Origin of the sequence: Micromonospora arida, assembly GCF_003857035.1 — a bacterium.
GTDB lineage: Bacteria > Actinomycetota > Actinomycetes > Mycobacteriales > Micromonosporaceae > Micromonospora > Micromonospora arida.
Window position 1 is genome coordinate 21,564 of record NZ_QGSY01000186.1, and the last position, 18,243, is coordinate 39,806.

Annotated in this window: 17 protein-coding genes; 9 read left to right on the forward strand and 8 right to left on the reverse strand. The window is 71.2% G+C overall.

Translation table 11 applies throughout. The features are described 5' to 3' along the window. Positions 1-32: 32 nt before the first annotated feature. Entirely contained in the window at positions 33-692 is a 660-nt protein-coding gene (gene nucS, locus DLJ58_RS17115; RefSeq protein ID WP_112584054.1) for an endonuclease NucS, read from the forward strand. An 8-nt stretch (positions 693-700) separates the two neighbouring features. On the opposite strand, the gene DLJ58_RS17120 is transcribed toward nucS, so the two are convergent. After that, positions 701-1,357 (reverse strand): methyltransferase domain-containing protein, encoded by a 657-nt coding sequence (locus tag DLJ58_RS17120; protein ID WP_124857625.1) that lies wholly within the window; start codon positions 1,355-1,357, stop codon positions 701-703. 80 nt (positions 1,358-1,437) lie between these two features. Beyond that, complete coding sequence (locus DLJ58_RS17125) at positions 1,438-2,934, reverse strand: aldehyde dehydrogenase family protein (RefSeq protein WP_124857627.1); 1,497 nt, start codon at positions 2,932-2,934, stop codon at positions 1,438-1,440. A gap of 308 nt (positions 2,935-3,242) precedes the next feature. Between DLJ58_RS17125 and DLJ58_RS17130 the strand changes: the two genes are divergently transcribed. The 7 genes from DLJ58_RS17130 (at position 3,243) to DLJ58_RS17160 (ending at position 9,527) form a co-directional block, all read left to right on the forward strand. Then, the gene (locus DLJ58_RS17130) at positions 3,243-3,608 is read left to right on the forward strand and encodes an FHA domain-containing protein (RefSeq protein ID WP_279635881.1); all 366 of its coding nucleotides are present in this window, start codon (positions 3,243-3,245) and stop codon (positions 3,606-3,608) included. Positions 3,609-3,685: 77 nt separating this feature from the next. After that, positions 3,686-4,756, forward strand: coding sequence for an alpha/beta hydrolase (locus DLJ58_RS17135; RefSeq protein ID WP_425271319.1), 1,071 nt, complete (start codon positions 3,686-3,688; stop codon positions 4,754-4,756). A gap of 126 nt (positions 4,757-4,882) precedes the next feature. Next, positions 4,883-6,673, forward strand: coding sequence for a 3-hydroxyacyl-CoA dehydrogenase family protein (locus DLJ58_RS17140; RefSeq protein ID WP_124857633.1), 1,791 nt, complete (start codon positions 4,883-4,885; stop codon positions 6,671-6,673). Positions 6,674-6,713: 40 nt separating this feature from the next. Then, positions 6,714-7,208: a SigE family RNA polymerase sigma factor gene (locus DLJ58_RS17145; protein WP_124857635.1), complete on the forward strand. Its 495-nt coding sequence runs from the start codon at positions 6,714-6,716 to the stop codon at positions 7,206-7,208. After that, on the forward strand, positions 7,205-8,248 hold the full coding sequence (locus tag DLJ58_RS17150; RefSeq protein WP_124857637.1) for a hypothetical protein: 1,044 nt from the start codon (positions 7,205-7,207) through the stop codon (positions 8,246-8,248). Before DLJ58_RS17145 ends, DLJ58_RS17150 begins: the two co-directional genes overlap by 4 nt. Positions 8,249-8,291: 43 nt before the next feature. Continuing rightward, positions 8,292-8,615: a hypothetical protein gene (locus tag DLJ58_RS17155; protein WP_244218983.1), complete on the forward strand. Its 324-nt coding sequence runs from the start codon at positions 8,292-8,294 to the stop codon at positions 8,613-8,615. 102 nt (positions 8,616-8,717) lie between these two features. Then, a complete protein-coding gene (locus tag DLJ58_RS17160) occupies positions 8,718-9,527 on the forward strand; it encodes an alpha/beta hydrolase (protein WP_124857641.1) in 810 nt (269 codons plus the stop codon). 93 nt (positions 9,528-9,620) lie between these two features. Here DLJ58_RS17160 and DLJ58_RS17165 read toward each other — a convergent pair whose 3' ends face one another. From DLJ58_RS17165 to DLJ58_RS17175, 3 genes are read right to left on the reverse strand one after another with little or no spacing between them, the layout of a single operon-like run. Next, positions 9,621-10,850, reverse strand: a complete 1,230-nt coding sequence (locus DLJ58_RS17165) for an AI-2E family transporter (protein WP_425271320.1) — start codon at positions 10,848-10,850, stop codon at positions 9,621-9,623. Positions 10,851-10,865: 15 nt separating this feature from the next. Continuing rightward, entirely contained in the window at positions 10,866-11,054 is a 189-nt protein-coding gene (locus tag DLJ58_RS17170; protein ID WP_124857643.1) for a DUF397 domain-containing protein, read from the reverse strand. Continuing rightward, complete coding sequence (locus DLJ58_RS17175) at positions 11,045-11,824, reverse strand: helix-turn-helix domain-containing protein (protein WP_124857653.1); 780 nt, start codon at positions 11,822-11,824, stop codon at positions 11,045-11,047. Before DLJ58_RS17175 ends, DLJ58_RS17170 begins: the two co-directional genes overlap by 10 nt. A 476-nt stretch (positions 11,825-12,300) precedes the next feature. On the opposite strand from DLJ58_RS17175, the gene DLJ58_RS17180 reads away from it, so the two are divergent. After that, entirely contained in the window at positions 12,301-12,594 is a 294-nt protein-coding gene (locus DLJ58_RS17180; RefSeq protein ID WP_124857645.1) for a hypothetical protein, read from the forward strand. A gap of 92 nt (positions 12,595-12,686) precedes the next feature. On the opposite strand, the gene DLJ58_RS17185 is transcribed toward DLJ58_RS17180, so the two are convergent. From DLJ58_RS17185 to ccrA, 3 genes are all read right to left on the reverse strand, one after another. Further along, positions 12,687-14,777 carry a coiled-coil domain-containing protein gene (locus DLJ58_RS17185; protein WP_124857647.1) on the reverse strand — a complete coding sequence of 697 codons (2,091 nt, stop codon included), beginning with the start codon at positions 14,775-14,777 and terminating at the stop codon, positions 12,687-12,689. A gap of 177 nt (positions 14,778-14,954) precedes the next feature. Further along, on the reverse strand, positions 14,955-16,220 hold the full coding sequence (locus DLJ58_RS17190; protein ID WP_124857649.1) for a DivIVA domain-containing protein: 1,266 nt from the start codon (positions 16,218-16,220) through the stop codon (positions 14,955-14,957). A 333-nt stretch (positions 16,221-16,553) separates the two neighbouring features. Further along, the gene (ccrA, locus tag DLJ58_RS17195; RefSeq protein WP_124857655.1) at positions 16,554-17,909 is read right to left on the reverse strand and encodes a crotonyl-CoA carboxylase/reductase; all 1,356 of its coding nucleotides are present in this window, start codon (positions 17,907-17,909) and stop codon (positions 16,554-16,556) included. Between the last annotated feature and the right edge of the window lie 334 nt (positions 17,910-18,243).

The following is an 18,243-nucleotide window of genomic DNA, read 5'->3' on the forward strand; positions in this document are numbered from 1 at the left end:
GCGACCGGGGGGTGCTCGGCTACCCTCGTCGGGTGCGGTTGGTCATTGCGAAGTGCTCGGTGGACTATGTCGGACGGCTCTCGGCTCACCTGCCGCTGGCCACCCGGTTGCTGATGGTGAAGGCGGACGGGTCGGTGTCTATTCACGCCGACGACCGGGCGTACAAGCCGTTGAACTGGATGAGCCCGCCGTGTCGGTTGGAGGAGGCCCCCGGTGTGTGGCGGGTCGTCAACAAGGCTGGCGAGGAGTTGCGGATCACCCTGGAGGAGATCTTCCAGGACACCTCGTACGAGTTGGGTGTGGATCCGGGCCTGCGCAAGGACGGGGTGGAGGCGCACCTACAGGAGTTGCTGGCCGCCAACCCGGGTGCCCTGGGTGAGGGATTCACGCTGGTCCGCCGCGAGTACATGACGGCCATCGGCCCGGTCGACCTGCTGTGCCGCGATGCCAACTCGGGCTCGGTCGCCGTCGAGGTCAAGCGGCGCGGCGACATCGACGGGGTGGAGCAGCTGACCCGTTATCTCGAGCTGATGAACCGCGACCCGCTGCTCAGCCCCGTCGTCGGGGTCTTCGCCGCCCAGGAGATCAAGCCGCAGGCCCGGGTGCTCGCCACCGACCGGGGCATCCGGTGTGTGGTCGTGGACTACGACAAGCTGCGCGGCATCGTGAAGGACGAGCTGACGCTCTTCTGACCGGCGTCCTACCCGGTGCGCACCGCGATCAGTGACTTCGGCAGGCCGAACACCCGCTCCACCAGCATGGTCGAGTCGGGGAAGTAGTGGCGCATCTGCGAGCGGTCCAACAACTCGGTCCAGAGCACCTGGTGGATGGCGGCGTCGTGGCTGCGGGTCGGCTTGTGCCCCAACGGCCAGCGGCGGGCGAACGCGGTGCGCAGTCGTACCGGCAGGAACTGCATGCCGGGTGCGATCCAGTGTGGCTCGATGGGGAAGTAGCGGTAGGGCGTCTGCACCCAGTGCCGGTCGGCCAGTGAGCGGGCGGCGGCGGCGAAGCGGATCCGGCGTTCGTGCCCGCCCACATGCTCCAGCACCGAGTTCGAGAAAACCAGGTCGTAGCTGCCCTTGGTGAGATGCGGGGGCAGGTCGCAGGCGTCGGCCTGCTCGACGTGGGCCCATTCCGGGACGACGGCGGGCGGCTGCTCCAGGTTGACGACGGTCACCCGGGCCGGTCGGACGGTGGAGCGGTGCCAGGTGCCGAGCCGACCACCGAGGTCGACCACGTGCATGTCGCAGATGTCGGGAAAGGTGCGCGCCAGCCAGTCCGAGCGGTGCCGACGCCGTCGGGCGCTCCACGACTGGTCACTGTCGACAAGGCGGTAGCGCAATCGATTGGGGCCCATTTAACGCAATGTACCGCCGTGGCCACAGCGTATAAACATGTGGATACACCGATCTTTGTTGATGATCGGTTATCCGACACTTACCTTCCGTACATGACCTTGATGGCCTTGACGAGTCGGGCCACGTCGGCCGGGGTGCGCTCGAAGGTCATCGACGGCAGCAGCGACCGCGCACGACGTCGGGTGACCGCCTTGGCCCGACCGAACTCACGCAGGCCGTCCTCCCCGTGGATCCGCCCGAAGCCGGAGTCGCCCACACCGCCGAACGGCAGGGTGGACATGCCGGCGAAGGTCAGCGTGGAGTTGATCGACGCCATCCCGGAGCGCAGTCGCCGGGCGATGGCCACCGCACGCCGCCGGCCGAAGACCGAACCCCCGAGGCCGTACGACAGGGCGTTGGCCCGGGTGACGGCCTCGTCGGCGTCGCGGACCCGGCTGATGGTCAGCGTGGGCCCGAAGGTCTCCTCACGGACGGCGGCGGACTCCTCCGGTACGTCCACCAGCACGGTGGGGTGGACGTACGGCGGCTGTACGGCGCTCGGGCCGCCGAGCACGGCGCGCCCGCCGGACGTGATCGCGGCGTCGATGTGCCGGCGGATCACGTCGATCTGCTTGGGCATGGTGATCGGGCCGATGTCGGTGCCCTCCGGCCCGACCGTCAGCCGACCGGCGCGGGTGACCACCTTGTCGACGAAGGCGTCGAAGACGGCGTCGACCGCGTACACCCGCTCGATGCCGATGCAGGTCTGGCCGGCGTTGGTCATGCCGCCCCAGACGCACGCCTCGGCGGCCGCGTCCAGGTCGGCGTCGCTGTCCACGATCATGGCGTCCTTGCCGCCGCCCTCGATCAGCACCGGGGTCAGCGTCTCGGCGCAGGCCGCCATCACCTTTCGGGCGGTGGCGGTGGAGCCGGTGAAGGCCAGCTTGTCGACGCCGGAGCGGCACAGCGCCGCGCCCACGTCGCCCAGCCCGTGCACGGCGGTGAACACCGGCTGCTCGGGCACCACCTCGGCGAAGCTGTCCACCAGCCACTGGCCGACGACGGGCGTGTACTCGCTCGGCTTGAGCACCACGGCGTTGCCGGCGGCGAGGGCGTACGCGGCGGAGCCGATCGGCGTGAAGACCGGATAGTTCCACGGCCCGATCACGCCAACCACACCGTGCGGCTGGTATTCGAGGTGCCCGGAGAACTCGGCGAGGATGAGCCGGGACCGCACCCGGCGTGGACCGAGCACGCGGCCGGCGTTGCGGGCGGCCCAGTCGATGTGCTCGATCGCGGTGACGATCTCGACGATGGCGTCGGCGGTCGGCTTCCCGCCCTCGACGTGCACCAACTCGGCCAACTGCTCGATGCGCTTGGCGAGCAGGGCACGCCACCGCAGCATCCGCTGGCGGCGGCCGGTGAACCCGAGACCGGCCCACCACTCGCCGGCGGCGCGGGCGCGCTCGACGGCCTGCCGCACGTCGGCGTCGCTGGCGACCGGGAGGCGACCGGCCTCAGCGCCGGTCGCCGGGCTGGTGGAGACCAACTCGCCCGCGTCGATGACCGGAACGCCCGGGATATGCACTGCCGTCATGGCGGAAGTCTAGACCCGAGGATTACTCACCGGTAGGGTCCCCGATTCGCGGTCGGGGGACCGGCGTCGCACCAACCCGGCCGATCGTTGATCAGTGCAGGTCAGGGCGTCGGTGACGGGTGCAGCCCGCCCGAATCGTCGAACGGCAGGTGGCCGGGAGGTGACGAGAGGCTGACCGGCCGGTCGGTATTGACGACTACCGTCTGATGGCAAGCTGACGCGCGGAGTGACGGTGTGGGGTGGAGGGCTGACTGTCCATGGAGGAACATCCGGAACTGATGCCGCTGTTGACGGTCGCGGGTGGACCGATGCGCGGCGCGAGCTTTCGCATGCGAGCCGAAACACAGGTGATCGGCCGAGCGCCGACCGGTCAGGTGGTCATCAACGACCCACACCTGAGCCGTCGTCACGCCGAGGTGTGGCTGGCACCGGAGGGCCCGTCCCTGCGGGACCTGGGCTCCACCAACGGCACCTGGCTCAACGACCGGCGGATCACCGAGGTGGAACGACTCTCCGACGGCGACGTGATCCGGCTGGGCCGTACCGAACTGCGCCTGTTCGACCCCGGGGTGGCGCTCACCGACCCGGTGGGGCTCAGCTTCGGCCCGTCCCGGCGCGACGTCCGTCCGACGCTGGCACTGCCACTGGCCGCACCACCGGGCTCGCGTCGCTGATCTGGCGGCCGGCCACACCTGGCAGCTCCGCTGGGTGGCGGTCCGACACCTGGACCGGCGGGGACACCCGTGGCACCATGCCGCGGATGGAGACCGAGCAGCGGACCGTGACGGCGAACGGCATCACCCAGGCGGTACGGGTGGCCGGCCCGCCGGACGGCACACCGGTGCTGCTGATCCACGGCAACTGCTCGTCCGCGCTGTTCTGGGAGCCGCTGGTCCGCCGTCTGCCACCGACGCTGCGGGTGGTCGCCCCCGACCTGCGGGGGTACGGCGACTCCGCGACCGCCCCGGTGGACGCCACCCGAGGCCTGCGGGACTTCGCCGACGACGTGGCCGCCCTGCTGGACGACCCGACGCTCTTCGACGCCGACGCGCGCCCGGTGGTGGTCGGGCACTCCCTCGGCGGCGGGGTGGCGATGCGCCTGCTCGTCGACCATCCGCACCGGGTGGGGGCGTTGCTGCTCGCCGCACCGGTCTCCCCGTACGGCTTCGGTGGCACCCGCGACCTGACCGGCACGCCGACCACCCCCGACTTCGCCGGCACCGGCGCCGGCACGGCGAACCCGGACTTCGTCGCCCGCCTCGCGACCGGTGACCGGAGCACGGACGCGCCGGCCAGCCCGCGCGCCGTGCTGCGGGCCACCTACGTGGCCGATCCCGCCTCACTGGTCGAGGACGAGGAACTGCTGCTGGACACCGTGCTCTCCACCGCCACCGGGGACGACAACTACCCGGGCACGGCGGTGCCGTCGGAGAACTGGCCGGGCACCGCGCCGGGGGAGCGCGGGGTGCTCAACGCGCTCGCGCCGACCTTCTTCCGGATCGCCGACGAGCTGGTGGCCGTCGCCGAGAAACCGCCGGTCACCTGGGTACGCGGAGACGTCGACGTCATCGTCTCGGACACCTCGCTCTTCGACCTGGCGTACCTGGGTTCGCTGGATCTCGTGCCCGGCTGGCCCGGAGCGGACGCCTGCCCACCCCAGCCGATGGTCGGCCAGACCCGGGCGGTGCTCGACCGGTACGCGGCGGCCGGCGGCGCGTACCACGAGGTGGTGCTGCCCGGCTGCGGTCACAGCCCGCACCTGGAGCGCCCGGCGGAGTTCGTCGCGGAGTTGTTGGCCCTGACCAGCGTGTCGACCGGGTAGCGGCGCCGCTGGGCCGTGGGTGAAATATGCCACGGCGTCTCGACAACTCACCGTCACGTGGCAGACTCGCGCGCATAACCTTAGCGGCCGTTCAGTGGCCGTGTGGAGTCTCTGGGGAGGCCGGTCGTGGCGCGCGAGTTCAGCACCGTGGGTGTGGTGGGGCTGGGCACCATGGGTGCCGGCATCGTCGAGGTCTTCGCCCGCAACGGCATCGACGTGGTGGCCGTGGAAATCTCCGCGCCGGCGCTGGAGCGCGGCCGGGCCACCCTGAAGGGCTCCACCGACCGGGCGGTCGCCAAGGGCAAGCTCGCCGAGGCGGACCGCGACGCCCTGCACGAGCGGGTGCACTTCGCGGTCGGGCTGGACGCGCTGCACTCCGTCGACCTGGTCATCGAGGCGGTGCCCGAGCACCTGGACCTCAAGCAGCGGATCTTCGCGGAGCTGGACCGGGTCTGCCGACCGGAGACGATCCTCGCCACCAACACCTCGTCGTTGAGCGTCACCGAGATCTCCGTCGCCACCAGCCGGCCCAACCAGGTGATCGGCATCCACTTCTTCAACCCGGCCCCGGTGATGAAGCTGGTCGAGGTGGTCCGCACGGTCGTCACCGCACCCGAGGTGGTCGCCGACGTGGAGGCGCTCTGCGCCCGGCTCGGCAAGGTCGACGTCACCATCAACGACCGGGCCGGCTTCATCGCCAACGCGCTGCTCTTCGGCTACCTCAACCACGCGGTCGGCATGTTCGAGGCGCACTACGCGACCCGGGAGGACATCGACGCCGCCATGAAGCTCGGCTGCGGCCTGCCGATGGGCCCGCTGGCGTTGATGGACCTGATCGGCCTGGACACCGCGTACGAGATCCTGGACACGATGTACCGGCGCGGCGGGCGGGACCGCCGCCACGCCCCGGTGCCGCTGCTCAAGCAGATGGTTACGGCAGGGCTGCTCGGCCGGAAGTCGGGCCGGGGCTTCTACACCTACGAGCGGCCCGGCTCCCCGGTGGTCGTACCGGATGAGGCGACGCCGCTGGCCACGGACGGCGGGCTCGCCGACGGCGCGCGCGCCATCGCGAAGGTCGGCGTGGTCGGCTCCGGAACGATGGCCACCGGGATCATCGAGGTCTTCGCGAAGGCCGGCTACGAGGTCGTCTCGGTGACCCGCGGCATGGAGAAGTCCGCGAAGGTCTGTGAGGCGGTGAAGACCTCGCTGAACAAGGGCGTGGTGCGCGGCAAGCTCGCCGAGGCCGACCGGGACGCCGCCCTGGGCCGGATCAGCTGGTCCGCCACGCTCGACCATCTCGCCGACGTCGACCTGGTGGTCGAGGCGGTCGTCGAGGAGTTGAGCGTCAAGAAGGCCCTCTTCGCCAGCCTCGACGAGATCTGCAAGCCGGGCGTGGTGCTGGCCACCACCACCTCGTCGCTGCCGGTGATCGACGTGGCGATGGCCACCCAGCGGCCGGCCGACGTGGTGGGGCTGCACTTCTTCAACCCGGCCCCGATCATGCCGCTGGTCGAGGTCGTCCGCACCATCCGCACCTCCCCGGAGGCCACCGCCACCGCCCGCGCCGTCTGCGCCGCGCTCGGCAAGACCGGCGTGGTCTGCGGTGACCGGTCCGGCTTCATCGTCAACGCGCTGCTCTTCCCGTACCTGAACGACGCGGTGAAGATGCTGGAGGCCAGCTACTCGACGGCCGACGACATCGACCACGCCATGAAGCTGGGCTGCGGTTACCCGATGGGCCCGTTCGAGCTGCTCGACGTGGTCGGGCTGGACGTCTCCCTGGCCATCCAGCGCGAGCTGTACCTGGAACTGCGCGAGCCGGGTTTCGCGCCCGCGCCGCTGCTGGAGCACCTGGTCACCGCCGGCTACCTGGGCCGCAAGACCCGCCGCGGCTTCCGCGACCACTCGCACCGCTGACCGGGTCAACGCCGGGCGGCTCCGGCCGCGTCTGCATGGTGTGACCTTCGAGGAGTACGTCGGCAGCCGCGGCCCGGCCCTCGTTCGGCTGGCCCGGCTGCTGACCGGTGACGAGCACCGGGCCGAGGACCTCACCCAGGAGGTGCTGTCCCGGGCGTACGTGCACTGGCGCAAGATCTCCCGGGCGGACCGGCCCGACGTGTACGTGCGCCGGATGCTGGTCAACGCCAACAACTCCTGGTGGCGCCGCCGGTCGAATCGCGAACTGGCCATCGACACGTTCGTGGACCGGCCGCACCGCGGCGACCTCGGCGGCGAAGCGGCCGACCGGGACGAGATGTGGCGGCTGATCCTCGGCCTGCCCGACCGCCAGCGGGCGGTCCTGGTGCTGCGCTACTACGAAGACCTGGACGACGCGACCATCGCGCAGATCCTGGACTGCTCGCCGGTCACCGTCCGCACCCACGCGATGCGGGCGCTCGCCAACCTCCGGGAGCGCTGCGGTGCCCCGGCCAAGAACGGGAGCCGACCGTGACCGACCTCGACCAGCGGATCATCTCCACCCTGCGGGCGCACGCCGAGGGTCAGGTCGACATCGACCAGTTGACCAGCGGGGCGGTTACCCGGGGCCGGGCCCGGCGGACGCGGCGACGGGCCGCGGTGGGTGGGACGGCGCTCGGCGTGGCGGCGGTGCTCGGCCTCGGGGTGGCGGGCGGCGGTGGGCTGCCCGTGGAGGTGCCCTGGACGGGGGCGAAGCCGGCAACCCCGGCGGCCACGCCGGCGGCGGCACCCGGGGTGCCGGGCGCACTCGCCCGACCTGATCTGGTCGGAAAGGACCCCGGTCTGCTGCACTTCGGCGTCGACCCGGCCCATGCTCGCTACCTGAGCTGGCGATCGGCGGCCGGCCTGGAGAGCGCCGAGCTTGATCTGGGTGGCGCCGCGCCGGTCAGTTTCTATCTCGCCCGCAGCGCCGCCGTGGCCGAGGAGGTTCACCTGGAGGGCGACAGGGTCATCCCGCAACCGGCGGACCCGCCCTACGACGGCCAACTGGAGCGGCTCTCCGCGGACGGCGCCGATCCGATCTGGGTGCTGCGGTGGCAGCCGGTGCCCGGCCTCTTCGCCCGCCTGCGCACGGTGGCACCCACCGACGCGGCGCTGCGGGCCGCCAGGAGCGCCCTCCGGCTGGATGTGGCGCACCAGTGCAGCGCCCCGGTGCGGCTGACCGCGATGCCGGCCGGGGCGTGGCCGGCCGGCTGCGAGGTCACCGTGACCAACTTCCCGGCCGCGCTGGACGTCTCGCTGGTCGTCAACGGGAGCGGGTTCCGCTCGATGGAGGTGCGGCTTCAATACGCGCGCAGCATCGCCGGTGCGCGCACGGAATCCAATGCGACGGCGGCCGGCCGGCCGGTCTACCGCTACCCGCAGGGCGGAATGATGGAGCTACTGGGGATACCGAAGGCTCATCTCACCGCCGGTTGGGGCTGGCCGAACGAGGGGTTCACCGAGGACGACGCGACCACCGTGCTCGGCGGGGTGCAGGTCGCCGAGCACCTGGACCGGCCCGCGACCTGGTGACCGCCCCGGGAGGCCGCACCCGCCGGACGTACGCTTGGTGACTGTGAGCCCCCGTCGCAATCGCCCTCGCCGGGACGACAACGCCAATCTGGACGCCGACCGGGTCCGGCAGGGCGTCGCCTCGGTGCAGCAGTGGACCGACGGCGCCTGGCAGGTACGCGGCATCGGCGCGGGCGCGTCGGTCAAGACGTACCGCTGCCCCGGTTGTAACCAGGAGATCCGGCCCGGGGTGGCGCACCTGGTGGCCTGGCCGGCGGACGGCCTGGGTGACCTGACCGACCGGCGGCACTGGCACAGCGGCTGCTGGCGTGCCCGGGACCGGCGCGGCCCGGCGGTGCAGCGCGGCCGGGGCGCCCCGCGCTACTGAGGGGCCCTCTCCGGGGGTGGCCTGTGCCACGGCTGAGCGATCTGGATCACCCTGTTCGTGCCTGGGCGGGCGGTGGCGGCGACTTCGCGACAGACTTGGGCGGTGAGCACAGCGATCCGCGCGTCGTCGATCCTGCCCGGCCGCCGGGAGGACATCGAGCTGCACACCGCCGACGGTCTGCGGCTGGTCGGTGAGCTGGCCCTGCCGGCCGACCGGCCGCCGGTGGCCACCCTGGTCTGCCTGCACCCGCTACCGACCCACGGCGGAATGATGGACAGCCACGTGTTCCGCAAGGCGGCCTGGCGGCTGCCCGCGCTGGCTGACCTGGCGGTGCTGCGGTTCAACACCCGGGGCACCAGCAGCGTGCGCGGCACCAGCGAGGGAGCCTTCGACGGCGCGGTGGGCGAGCGGTACGACGTGGCCGCCGCCATCGAGTACGCGGAGTTCGCCGAGCTGCCCAACATCTGGCTCGTCGGCTGGTCGTTCGGCACCGACCTGGCGCTGAAGTACGGCTGCGATCCGGCGATCGCCGGGGCGATCCTGCTCTCCCCGCCGCTGCGCTTCTCCGCCCCCGATGACCTGGCCACCTGGGCCAACTCGGGTCGGCCGCTGGTGGCGCTGGTGCCGGAGTTCGACGACTACCTGCGCCCCACCGAGGCGCGGGAGCGGTTCGCCGCCGTGCCACAGGCCGAGGTGGTCGGGGTGCCGGGTGCCAAGCACCTGTGGGTGGGCGACGCGGAGACGGTGCTCGACGAGATCGTCCGGCGGGTCAACCCAGCCGTCGAGGTGCCACTGCCGACCACCTGGGACGGCCCGATGGAGGCCGGCGACGTCAGCGCGTACGCCGACCGGACGGTGGCTGCCTTCGCCGACACCCCCGTCCCCGGCCCGGCCGCGACCAAGGCGGACTGACCCGGCCGCCACCAAGGCGGACTGACCCGGCCGCGACCGAGGCTGGCCGACGCGCTCGTCCCCGGCCTGGCCGCCGGTCCGGCGGGCTGATGCTCAGCGGCGCTCCTGGCGGGGCAGCACCACCTCGCGCAGGATCAGTTGCAGCGCGGCCACCGTGGGGATGGCGATCAGCGCGCCCACCACACCCAGCAGCGCCACCCCGAGCAGCGCGGCGAGCAGGGCCGCCACCTCGTTGACCTCGACCGAGCGCCGCATCACCTTCGGGTAGATCAGGTAGTTCTCCACCTGCTGGTAGATGAGGAAGAACACCGCGCAGGCGATGCCGGTGGGCAGGTCGGCGGCGAAGCCGACCAGGCTCACGATCACCGCGCCCAGGGTCGCGCCGATCTGCGGGATCAGGTCGGTCACCGCGACCACCACTGCCAACGCGAACGGGTACGGCAGGTCGACGATCAGCGCGAAGACGAACGTGGTCGCGCCGGCCAGCACCGCGATGCTCAGCGCGCCGACCATGTAGGCGCCAACCTTGGCCAGTATTTCGTCGCCGATCAGCTGCACCCGCTCGCGCCGGGAGCGGGGCACCAACGAGTAGCCCAGCGAGCGCAGCTTGTCGAAGTACGCCAGGAAGTAGATGGTCAGCACCAGCACGGTCAGCGTCCGGAACACCGTGCCGAAGATCAATTGGGCCCCGCCCAGCACCCCGCCCAGCGCTCGGCCGACAGTCTGCGCGTTGGCCGCGCCCTGCACCCGCTCCACCACGTCGTACCGCTCCACCAGGTCATTGACCGTCGGATTGCGGCGCAACTCGTCGAGCAGGCTCGGGATCTGGTCGATGAACTGACCCGACTGGGTGACGATCGGCGGGACCAGCGCCACGATGCCGCCGCAGAGCAGCAACACCACCGTGAGGGCGACCCCCGCCACCGCCAGGCCGTGCGGCACACCCCAACGGCGTAGCCGGACCACCGCCGGGTTGAGGCCGACCGCGAGGAAGAGCGCGATCACCACCAGCACCAGGATGCCGCCGGCATTCCGAATCCCCAGATAGAGGGTGTACGCCAGCAGCACGCCCAGCGCACCGGTGAAGCCCAGCAGGAAGCTGCTGCGGCGCAATGGCCGCCCCGGTGTGCCGAACTTTCCGGACGGGACCGCCGGCGGCTCGTCCGGGTCGACCCCCGGGGCGGGGACCGGCACCGGCGGTGGCACCTCGGCTGGCTGGGGGGTCTCCGCTGGCTGGGGGGTCTCCGCCGGTGGTGGCGTTTCCGCTGACGGGGGACCGGGGGTCACGTCCGGCTCGTCGCCGGAAGGGTCGTGCTGTGGCACCAGGAACCTCCCGGCTCAGGCCGTCGGACGACGGGCGACGGCCACGAACGCCCGCCACGCGGCGGGCGCGAACACCAGCACCGGACCGGCCGGATCCTTGCTGTCCCGCACCCCCACGACCCCCGGCAGATTGTCCGCCACCTCGACGCACTCTCCGTTGCCGCTACGGCTGGATGTGCGCCAGAGCGCGCCGATCAGGTCCATGAGGTCACAACTTCCTTCATCAGTTCGATCGACTGGCGGCGAGACAACGCACCGTTTCTGATCATCTCCCAACGCGCCAGCAGCGTAGCCACCTCATGGTCGCCATCGACCACGAGACCGTCAATCTGATGCTCCATGTGCCCCACCCAACCACCGTCGGCGCCTCGGGCCAGATTGAACGGTCCGGAAAGGCCGACGTGCAGTCCGGTGTCGGCCGGAACGATGTGCAGGCTGACGTGTGGTTGCTCCAGGCTGGCGACGAGGTGGGTGATCTGCTCGACCATCAACCCGCGAACCTCCTCGCCGGCACGCCGCAGCACCAATTCGTCGACGACCGCGACGAACTGCGCCGGCTCGGGCTGCACCAGCAGCGACTGGCGGTCCAGGCGAGCGTGGACTCGGCGTTCCACTTCGTCGTCGCTCAGCAGGTCGTCGCAGCGGATCACCGCGCGGGCGTAGTTCTCGGTCTGGAGCAGCCCGGGGATCAGCGTCGGTTGGAAGCAGCGCAGTTGGCGGGCGCTGCGCTCGGCGTCCAGCCAGGGCCGGAACCAGCTCGGCTGGCCGTCGCGCTCGGCGAGCTTGAGCAGGTAGACGAGCAGGCCGCCGGTGGTCAACACCTCGTCGGCGCGGGCCAGGAAGAGTCGGTCCAGTGGACGCTGCCCCAGCTCCAGCGCGGACACCATCGAGCCGGAGTAGTGCACCAGCCGACCGAAATCCTCCTGGCTCATCCCGGCGGCGATCCGGAGCCGGCGCAGTTGCGCGCGGATCATGTCGGCCGTCGGCGCGGCGTCGCCTTCCACAGTGCCTCCGCAGGTCGAGGGTCGTCTCCACCGGTCGACCCGGCGGGTCACGTCGTCACCGCAGTCGCCCCACCGGAGCCGTCGAGGTCTTCCGACCGTAACGGTGTTCTCAGCAGACTGTCACGTACCGGGTCGTCCCCGGACCACTCCGGTTTTCACCGCGCGGGCACTGCCGTCTCCACGTCGGCGTGACCGCGCCCCAGCCGAGGAGACATCCCATGCCCACGCTCACGTGTCGCGCCGTCAGCCGGTCGCTGCCCGTCACCGTCACCTCGCCTACGCGGAGGTCCACCGGCTGTGCACTGCCCGGTCCGCACGGGGTCGGCAGAGCGGGTACACCGGCTTGGCGGTTGTCCACCGGTTGCACGCCGCCGGGTCCGCACTCACGGCGCAGGGCGCGTACCCCGGTGTCGGGGCTGCCCCAGCCGCGGCTCGGGCCGTACCCCATGTTTCCCCGACCCTGCGGCGCGCGGACGCCGCACACCCCGTTGCGACCCATGTGGTGCTGCCGGGCCGACGGCCTGCCGTGGCCCTGTGCGGACGCCCGGCTGCTGCTCAAGGCGGAGTTCGACAGCGATCCGGCCGCGCTGACCATCTACCTCGCCGGGCTCTACCACGAGGCGGCGCACGACCTGTACCAGCTCAATCCCTACGACGGGCCGGCACCTCGGGAGCTTTTCGAACGCTTCGTGGCGTGGGGCCCGTTCCGCCGCCCGATCATCGACCCGGATGGCCCCTAGGCTCCGGACCACGCGCAGATCTTGGACAGTTTCCGTTGCGCGGACGGAAACCGTCCAAGATCTCGAGGCTCACACGAGCGCCCGTGGCAGGGTCAGTCCTTTTCGATGGTGACCTTGCTGGGCTTGGCGCTGCGCTCGTCGGTGGTCGGCTTGGTGGGACGTTTGCCGTTCTCGCCGGTGCTGGTGATCTTGGTGGGCTTGGCGTCCCGGCCACCCACCCCCGGGACCGCGGCGACTGTTGGTTCCCCGTCCACCCCGGCGCTCGCCACGCCACCGTCGACGGTGGTCACCGGCTCGGCCACGGGTCGCGTCGTCGGCTGCCCGGCGTCCTCCGCGTTGGCGTTCACCGGCTGCCTGGTGTCGGCGGGCTCGGTCTTGAGACCGGTGGTCGGACCCGACCCGGAGGCCGCGCCGGCGGCAACGCTCACGCCGTCGTCCCCACCACCGGGCCCGCCTCCGCTCGCGCTGGCGTCTCCGGCCGGCGCGGTCGGGCCGTCGATCGGACCGGCGACACTCTGCAACCGCAGCTCGGACATCTGACGCTGGAGCTCGTCGGACTCCTGCCGGGCCTTCCAGGTCTCCTGCCGCAGATCCGCCAACTGCTGCTGGGCCTGGGCGATCTCCAACATCACCTGGGCCAACTGCTGACGGCCCGCCGCCGACTCCTGCTGGGTCGCCGCCAGGTGCTGCTGCGTGGTGGCCAGGTGCTGCTGCGTGGTGGCCGCGTACTCCTCGAACTGCCGCCGGGACGCCGCGACATGCTCGTCGGCCTTGCGGCGCTTGTCGCTGGCCTCGGCCTCGGCCCGGCTCAGCAGCTCGGCGGCCTCCGCCTCGGACCGCTGACGCAGCGCCGCGGCGTCCTGCTCGGCCGCCTGACGGATGCCGGCCGCGCCCTGCTCGATCTCGTTCTTGCGAGCCGTGTACTCGGTCTCCAGCTCGTTCTTCCGGGTGGAGAATTCGGTTTCCAGCTCGTCCCGACGGGTGGTGAACCCGTTCTCCAGCTCCTGCTGACGGCTGGCGAGCCCGGCCTCCACCTCCTGCTTGCGCGCCGCGTGTTGCTTGTCCAACTCGTCGCGGCGCTTGGCGAACTCCTGCTCGGCCGCGGACCGTCGCTGCGCCAACTCCCGGTCGGCCGCCTCCCGACGGGAGTTGACCTCCTGCTCCACCCCGGCCCGCCACGCGCCCAGCTCCTGCTGGGTCTGCGCCCGGGTGTGCTGCACGTACGCCTCGGTCTCGGTGCGCATCCGCTGCACGTACGCCTCGGTCTCGGCCCGGCTGCGCTTCGCCGCCTCGGTCGCCTGCGTCGTCAGCCGCTCGGCCTCCTGCTGCGCCTTCGCGCGAGTGGCCCGACCGGCCATCGACGCGTCGTCGATGATCTGCTTGGCTTCCTGCTGCACCTTGGCGTGGGTGGCCCGCCCGGCCTCGGTCGCGGTGTCGGTGAGCCGCTTGGCCTCCTGGAGCGCCTTGGCGTGCACCTCCTTGGCGGCATCGCGCAGATCGCTGGCCTCCTGCCGGGCGTTGGCCAGCGTTTCGCGGGCCGTCTCGCGCAGCTTGGTGGCCTCCTGCTGGGCCCGGGTGTGGATCTCCTTGGCGGAATCCCGCAGCTGGGTGGCCTCCTGCTGGGCCTTCGCCAGAGCGTCCTGCGCGGCCTTGCGCAACTGCGCCGCCTCGTCCTTGGCCGCCCGCAGGGACGCGTCCGCCTCGGCCCGCTGCGCGGCGCTGTGCCGCTCCTCCTCCGCACGTCGGGCGGCGAGGGCGATCTCGAAGTCCTTCAGAGCCCGCGCTGCCTGCTCGCGGGCCTCCTCGATGATGTGCTCGGCGGCGGCACGACGGGCCTCGATCTCCCCGTTCGCGTCGCCGAGGATCTGCTCGGCCTGCTCCTCGGCGAGAGTGAGGATCGACTCGACCCGCGGACCGAGGTGCCGGAACGACGCCCGGTCGACCACGTTCATCTGCTTGCGCACCTGGGTCAGGTCGCGCTGGAGAACCTCGACCTGGCCGGCGAGCTTGTGGATCTGTGTGTACGCCTGTTCCCGTTCGGAGGCGAGGGTCGCGATCTCGTGCTCAGCACGTGCGACATAACGGTCGACCTGTTTCTTCTCGTACCCCCGCAGAGCGGACTCGAAGCTGGGCTCCGTCGTCACGTCCCCGCCGAGAGCGAACAGTTCCTCGCCGTGCGACATGCCCCCATCCTCACACGCAACGGGGCCTGCTGGGGCGATACGGACGGGCCTTGTGGGAGCTACTTCACTCCGTTGCGGTCAGCGAACACCAGGGGTTAGGAAACGCATACGGCGCGAGGCGGCACCGGTTACCCGGTGTCACCTCGCGCCGTCGATGCCCCGACCTGACGCCTCGCGTCAGCCGGCGGTCTCCGCGGGCACCCGCTCCTGACCGCCATCGGTCTTCTTTGCTGCTTCCGGCTTGGCAGCCGGAGCGGCCTGCGCCGGCATTCCCGGAACGATGCCGGCGAGGCCGGAGAGCATCTGACCCAGCTGCGACGTGACAGCGTCCTTCTGCCGGGTGAGGTCCTCGACCTCGCGGCGGGCGGCCTGCGTGGTCAGCTCCGCCTCGGTGCGAGCCTCGGTGAGCAGGCGCTGCGACTCGGCCTTCGCCTCGTTGAGGGTCTTCTCCGAGTGGGCCTTGGCCTTGTCGACCGTCTCGGCGGCGTTGCGCTCCGACTCGACCCGCCGCGCCTCGGCGCGCTGCTCGATCTCCTTGGCCCGCTCCTGCGCGGCCCGGGCACGCTGCTCGGCCTCGCTGACCAACTTCTGGGTCTGCGCGACCTGGGCGGCGTGCCGCTCGGACTCCTCGCGCTCGGCCTTCTCCCGCCGCTCGGCCAGCTGGAGCTCCAGGGCCTGCAGGTCCTTGTCGCGCTTGTCCCGCGCATCGGTGAGCAGCTTGGTCGCCTCGGCGCGCTTCTCCTCAGCCTCGCGGGCGGCCTTCGCCCGCTGCTGGGTGATCTCCCGCTCGGCGGTGGCCCGCAGGGTGGCGACCTCCCGCTCGACGGTCGACTTCAGCTCGGCCACCTCGTGCGCGGTGACCGTACGCAGCTGCTTGGTCTCCCGGTCGGCGTCGGCGCGCAGCGTGTCGGCCTCGCGGCGTGCCTGCACCCGGACCTCGGCGGCCTCGCGCTCGGCGGCCGTACGCAGGTTGCCCGCCTCACGCTCGGCGCTCGCCTTCATGGCGGCGGCCTCGGCGCGGGCCTTGTCGGTGATCTCGCGAGCCTCGAGGCGGGCGGCGGAGAGGATGCCCTCCGACTCACGCTTGGCCTCGTTGCGGTGGTCGTTGGCCTGCTCCTCGGCGAGCCGGAGGATCTGCTCAACGCGCGTGCCGAGCCCGGAGAGGGTGGGTCGGCTGTTCTCTTCGAGCTGCTTGTTCGTGTCGGTGAGCTTCTGCTCCAGCGCACTCATGCGCTGCTCGGCCTGGCGGAGCCGACGCTGGGCGTCGTTCATCCGCTGCTCGGCCTCGGCACGGGCCTGCTCGGACTGGGTCAGCGCGGCGGTCATCCGGCCGAGGAAGTCGTCGACCTGATGAGTGTTGTATCCGCGCAGGCCAACGGTGAAATCTGGCTGCGAGTTCGCGTTATCGAAGAACGCGAGAGGGGAGGACTGCTGCTGGGGCATTGGGACATACTGGCAGACGCCCCAGGGTGCTTCGCAAGAGCGGTGCGCAGCTTTCGTGCCCTCTTTACATGGTCAACTCCCGCGATCGGCCAAGTTGGACCAATCGGCGATCTTGGCAGGTCCCGGCGGGTGGGACGCCACGCAGCGTGACACGGAAAAGGGCCCCGGGGTTACCCCGAGGCCCTTTGTTCGATCCGGGTGGCTTATCCGCTAATGGGGGCGGAAGAACAATGAGCGATCAGCGCAATGGTCATCCGGCGTTCCACCGTCCGGCCGGGACCCGCCTCGGCGCTCCGGATGCCGGTCGGTGCCTCCGAGAGCCGGCGGTGCCGGTCAGTGACCCCGGAACCGGTTGATCGCGTCCTCGTGCCGGGCCCGAAACTCCCCGTCACGTACGCCCAGCCCGTCGGTCGGTGCGAGGCAGCGCACGCCGACCTTGCCCTGGTGGGCGTTGCGGTGCACCTCGTACGCGGCCTGGCCGGTCTGCTCCAGCGGGTAGGTGCGGGACACCGTCGGGTGCACCTTGCCGAGAGCGACCAGGCGGTTGGCCTGCCACGCCTCGTGGTAGTTGGCGAAGTGGCTGCCCACGATCCGCTTGAGGTGCATCCACAGGTAGCGGTTGTCGTACTGGTGCTGGAAGCCGCTCGTGGAGGCGCAGGTGACGATGGTCCCACCGCGCCGGGCCACGTAGACGCTGGCACCGAACGTCTCCCGACCCGGGTGCTCGAACACGATGTCCGGGTCCTCGCCGCCGGTCAGCTCGCGGATCCGCTCACCCAGGCGCTTCCACTCGTCCGGGTCCTGGGTTTCCTCGTCCTTCCAGAAGCGGAAGCCCTCCGCGGCCCGGTCGATGACCAGATCCGCGCCCATCTTGCGGCACAGCTCGGCCTTCTCCGGCGAGGAGACCACGCAGACCGGGATCGCGCCGCCGTTGAGCGCCATCTGGGTGGCGTACCCGCCGAGGCCGCCGGAGGCGCCCCAGATCAGCACGACGTCACCCTGCTTCATGTTGGCGCCGTGGTGCGAGACGAGCTGCCGGTACGCGGTGGAGTTGACCAGCCCGGGACTGGCCGCCTCCTCCCAGCTCAGGTGCCGCGGCTTGGGCATCAGCTGGTTGGCCTTGACCACCGCCAGCTCGGCCAGCCCGCCGAAGTTGGTCTCGAAGCCCCAGATCCGCTGTTGCGGGTCGAGCATGGTGTCGTCGTGCCCGGCCGCGTCCTCCAGCTCGACGGAGAGGCAGTGCGCGACCACCTCGTCGCCGGGCGCCCAGCGGGTCACCCCGGGGCCGGTGCGCAGCACCACGCCGGCCGCGTCCGAGCCGACCACGTGGTACGGCAGGTCGTGCCGGCGGGTCAGCTCGGAGAGCCGGCCGTAGCGCTGGAGGAACTTGAAGGTGGACACCGGCTCGAAGATGCTGGTCCACACGGTGTTGTAGTTGATCGCGCTGGCCATCACCGCGATCAGCGCCTCGCCCGGCGCCAGCTCCGGCGTCGGCACCTCCTGCACGTGCAGGGCCTTGCGCGGGTCCTTGTCCCGGGTGGCCATGCCGTCGAACATCCGGGCCTCCTCGGCGCGGACCACCACGCCCCGGTAGCTCTCCGGTACGGGCAGCCTGGCGAGGCCGGCGAGTTCGCGGTCCGGATCGTTCGATTCCTCCGCCGCCATGATCGCTTCGAGGATGTCCTGCACGGTGACCTCCGGTTCATCCGCACCCGCACGGGCCTGGGTGCTGCCATCGTCGGCGCCGGTGGGCACGACCGCCATGTCGGCATTCGACACATCCGGCACCGGTCGCGCTCCTGTGGGGCCGGACGTTACTGAACGGTAGCTAGGGCGGGAAGTCCTCTGTGAAAAACTGCATCCACCGATGCGTGAAGGTGTCCAACCACCCCGCCAACCGCGCACTGACGTGCGCGCACCCGGCCTCCAACGGCCTCACCCCTCGTTGATCAAGAGCTTTCGGTCATCCGTGCGGCGCGGATGACGCAAACCTCTTGATCAACAAGGGGCGATGGTGGGGGTG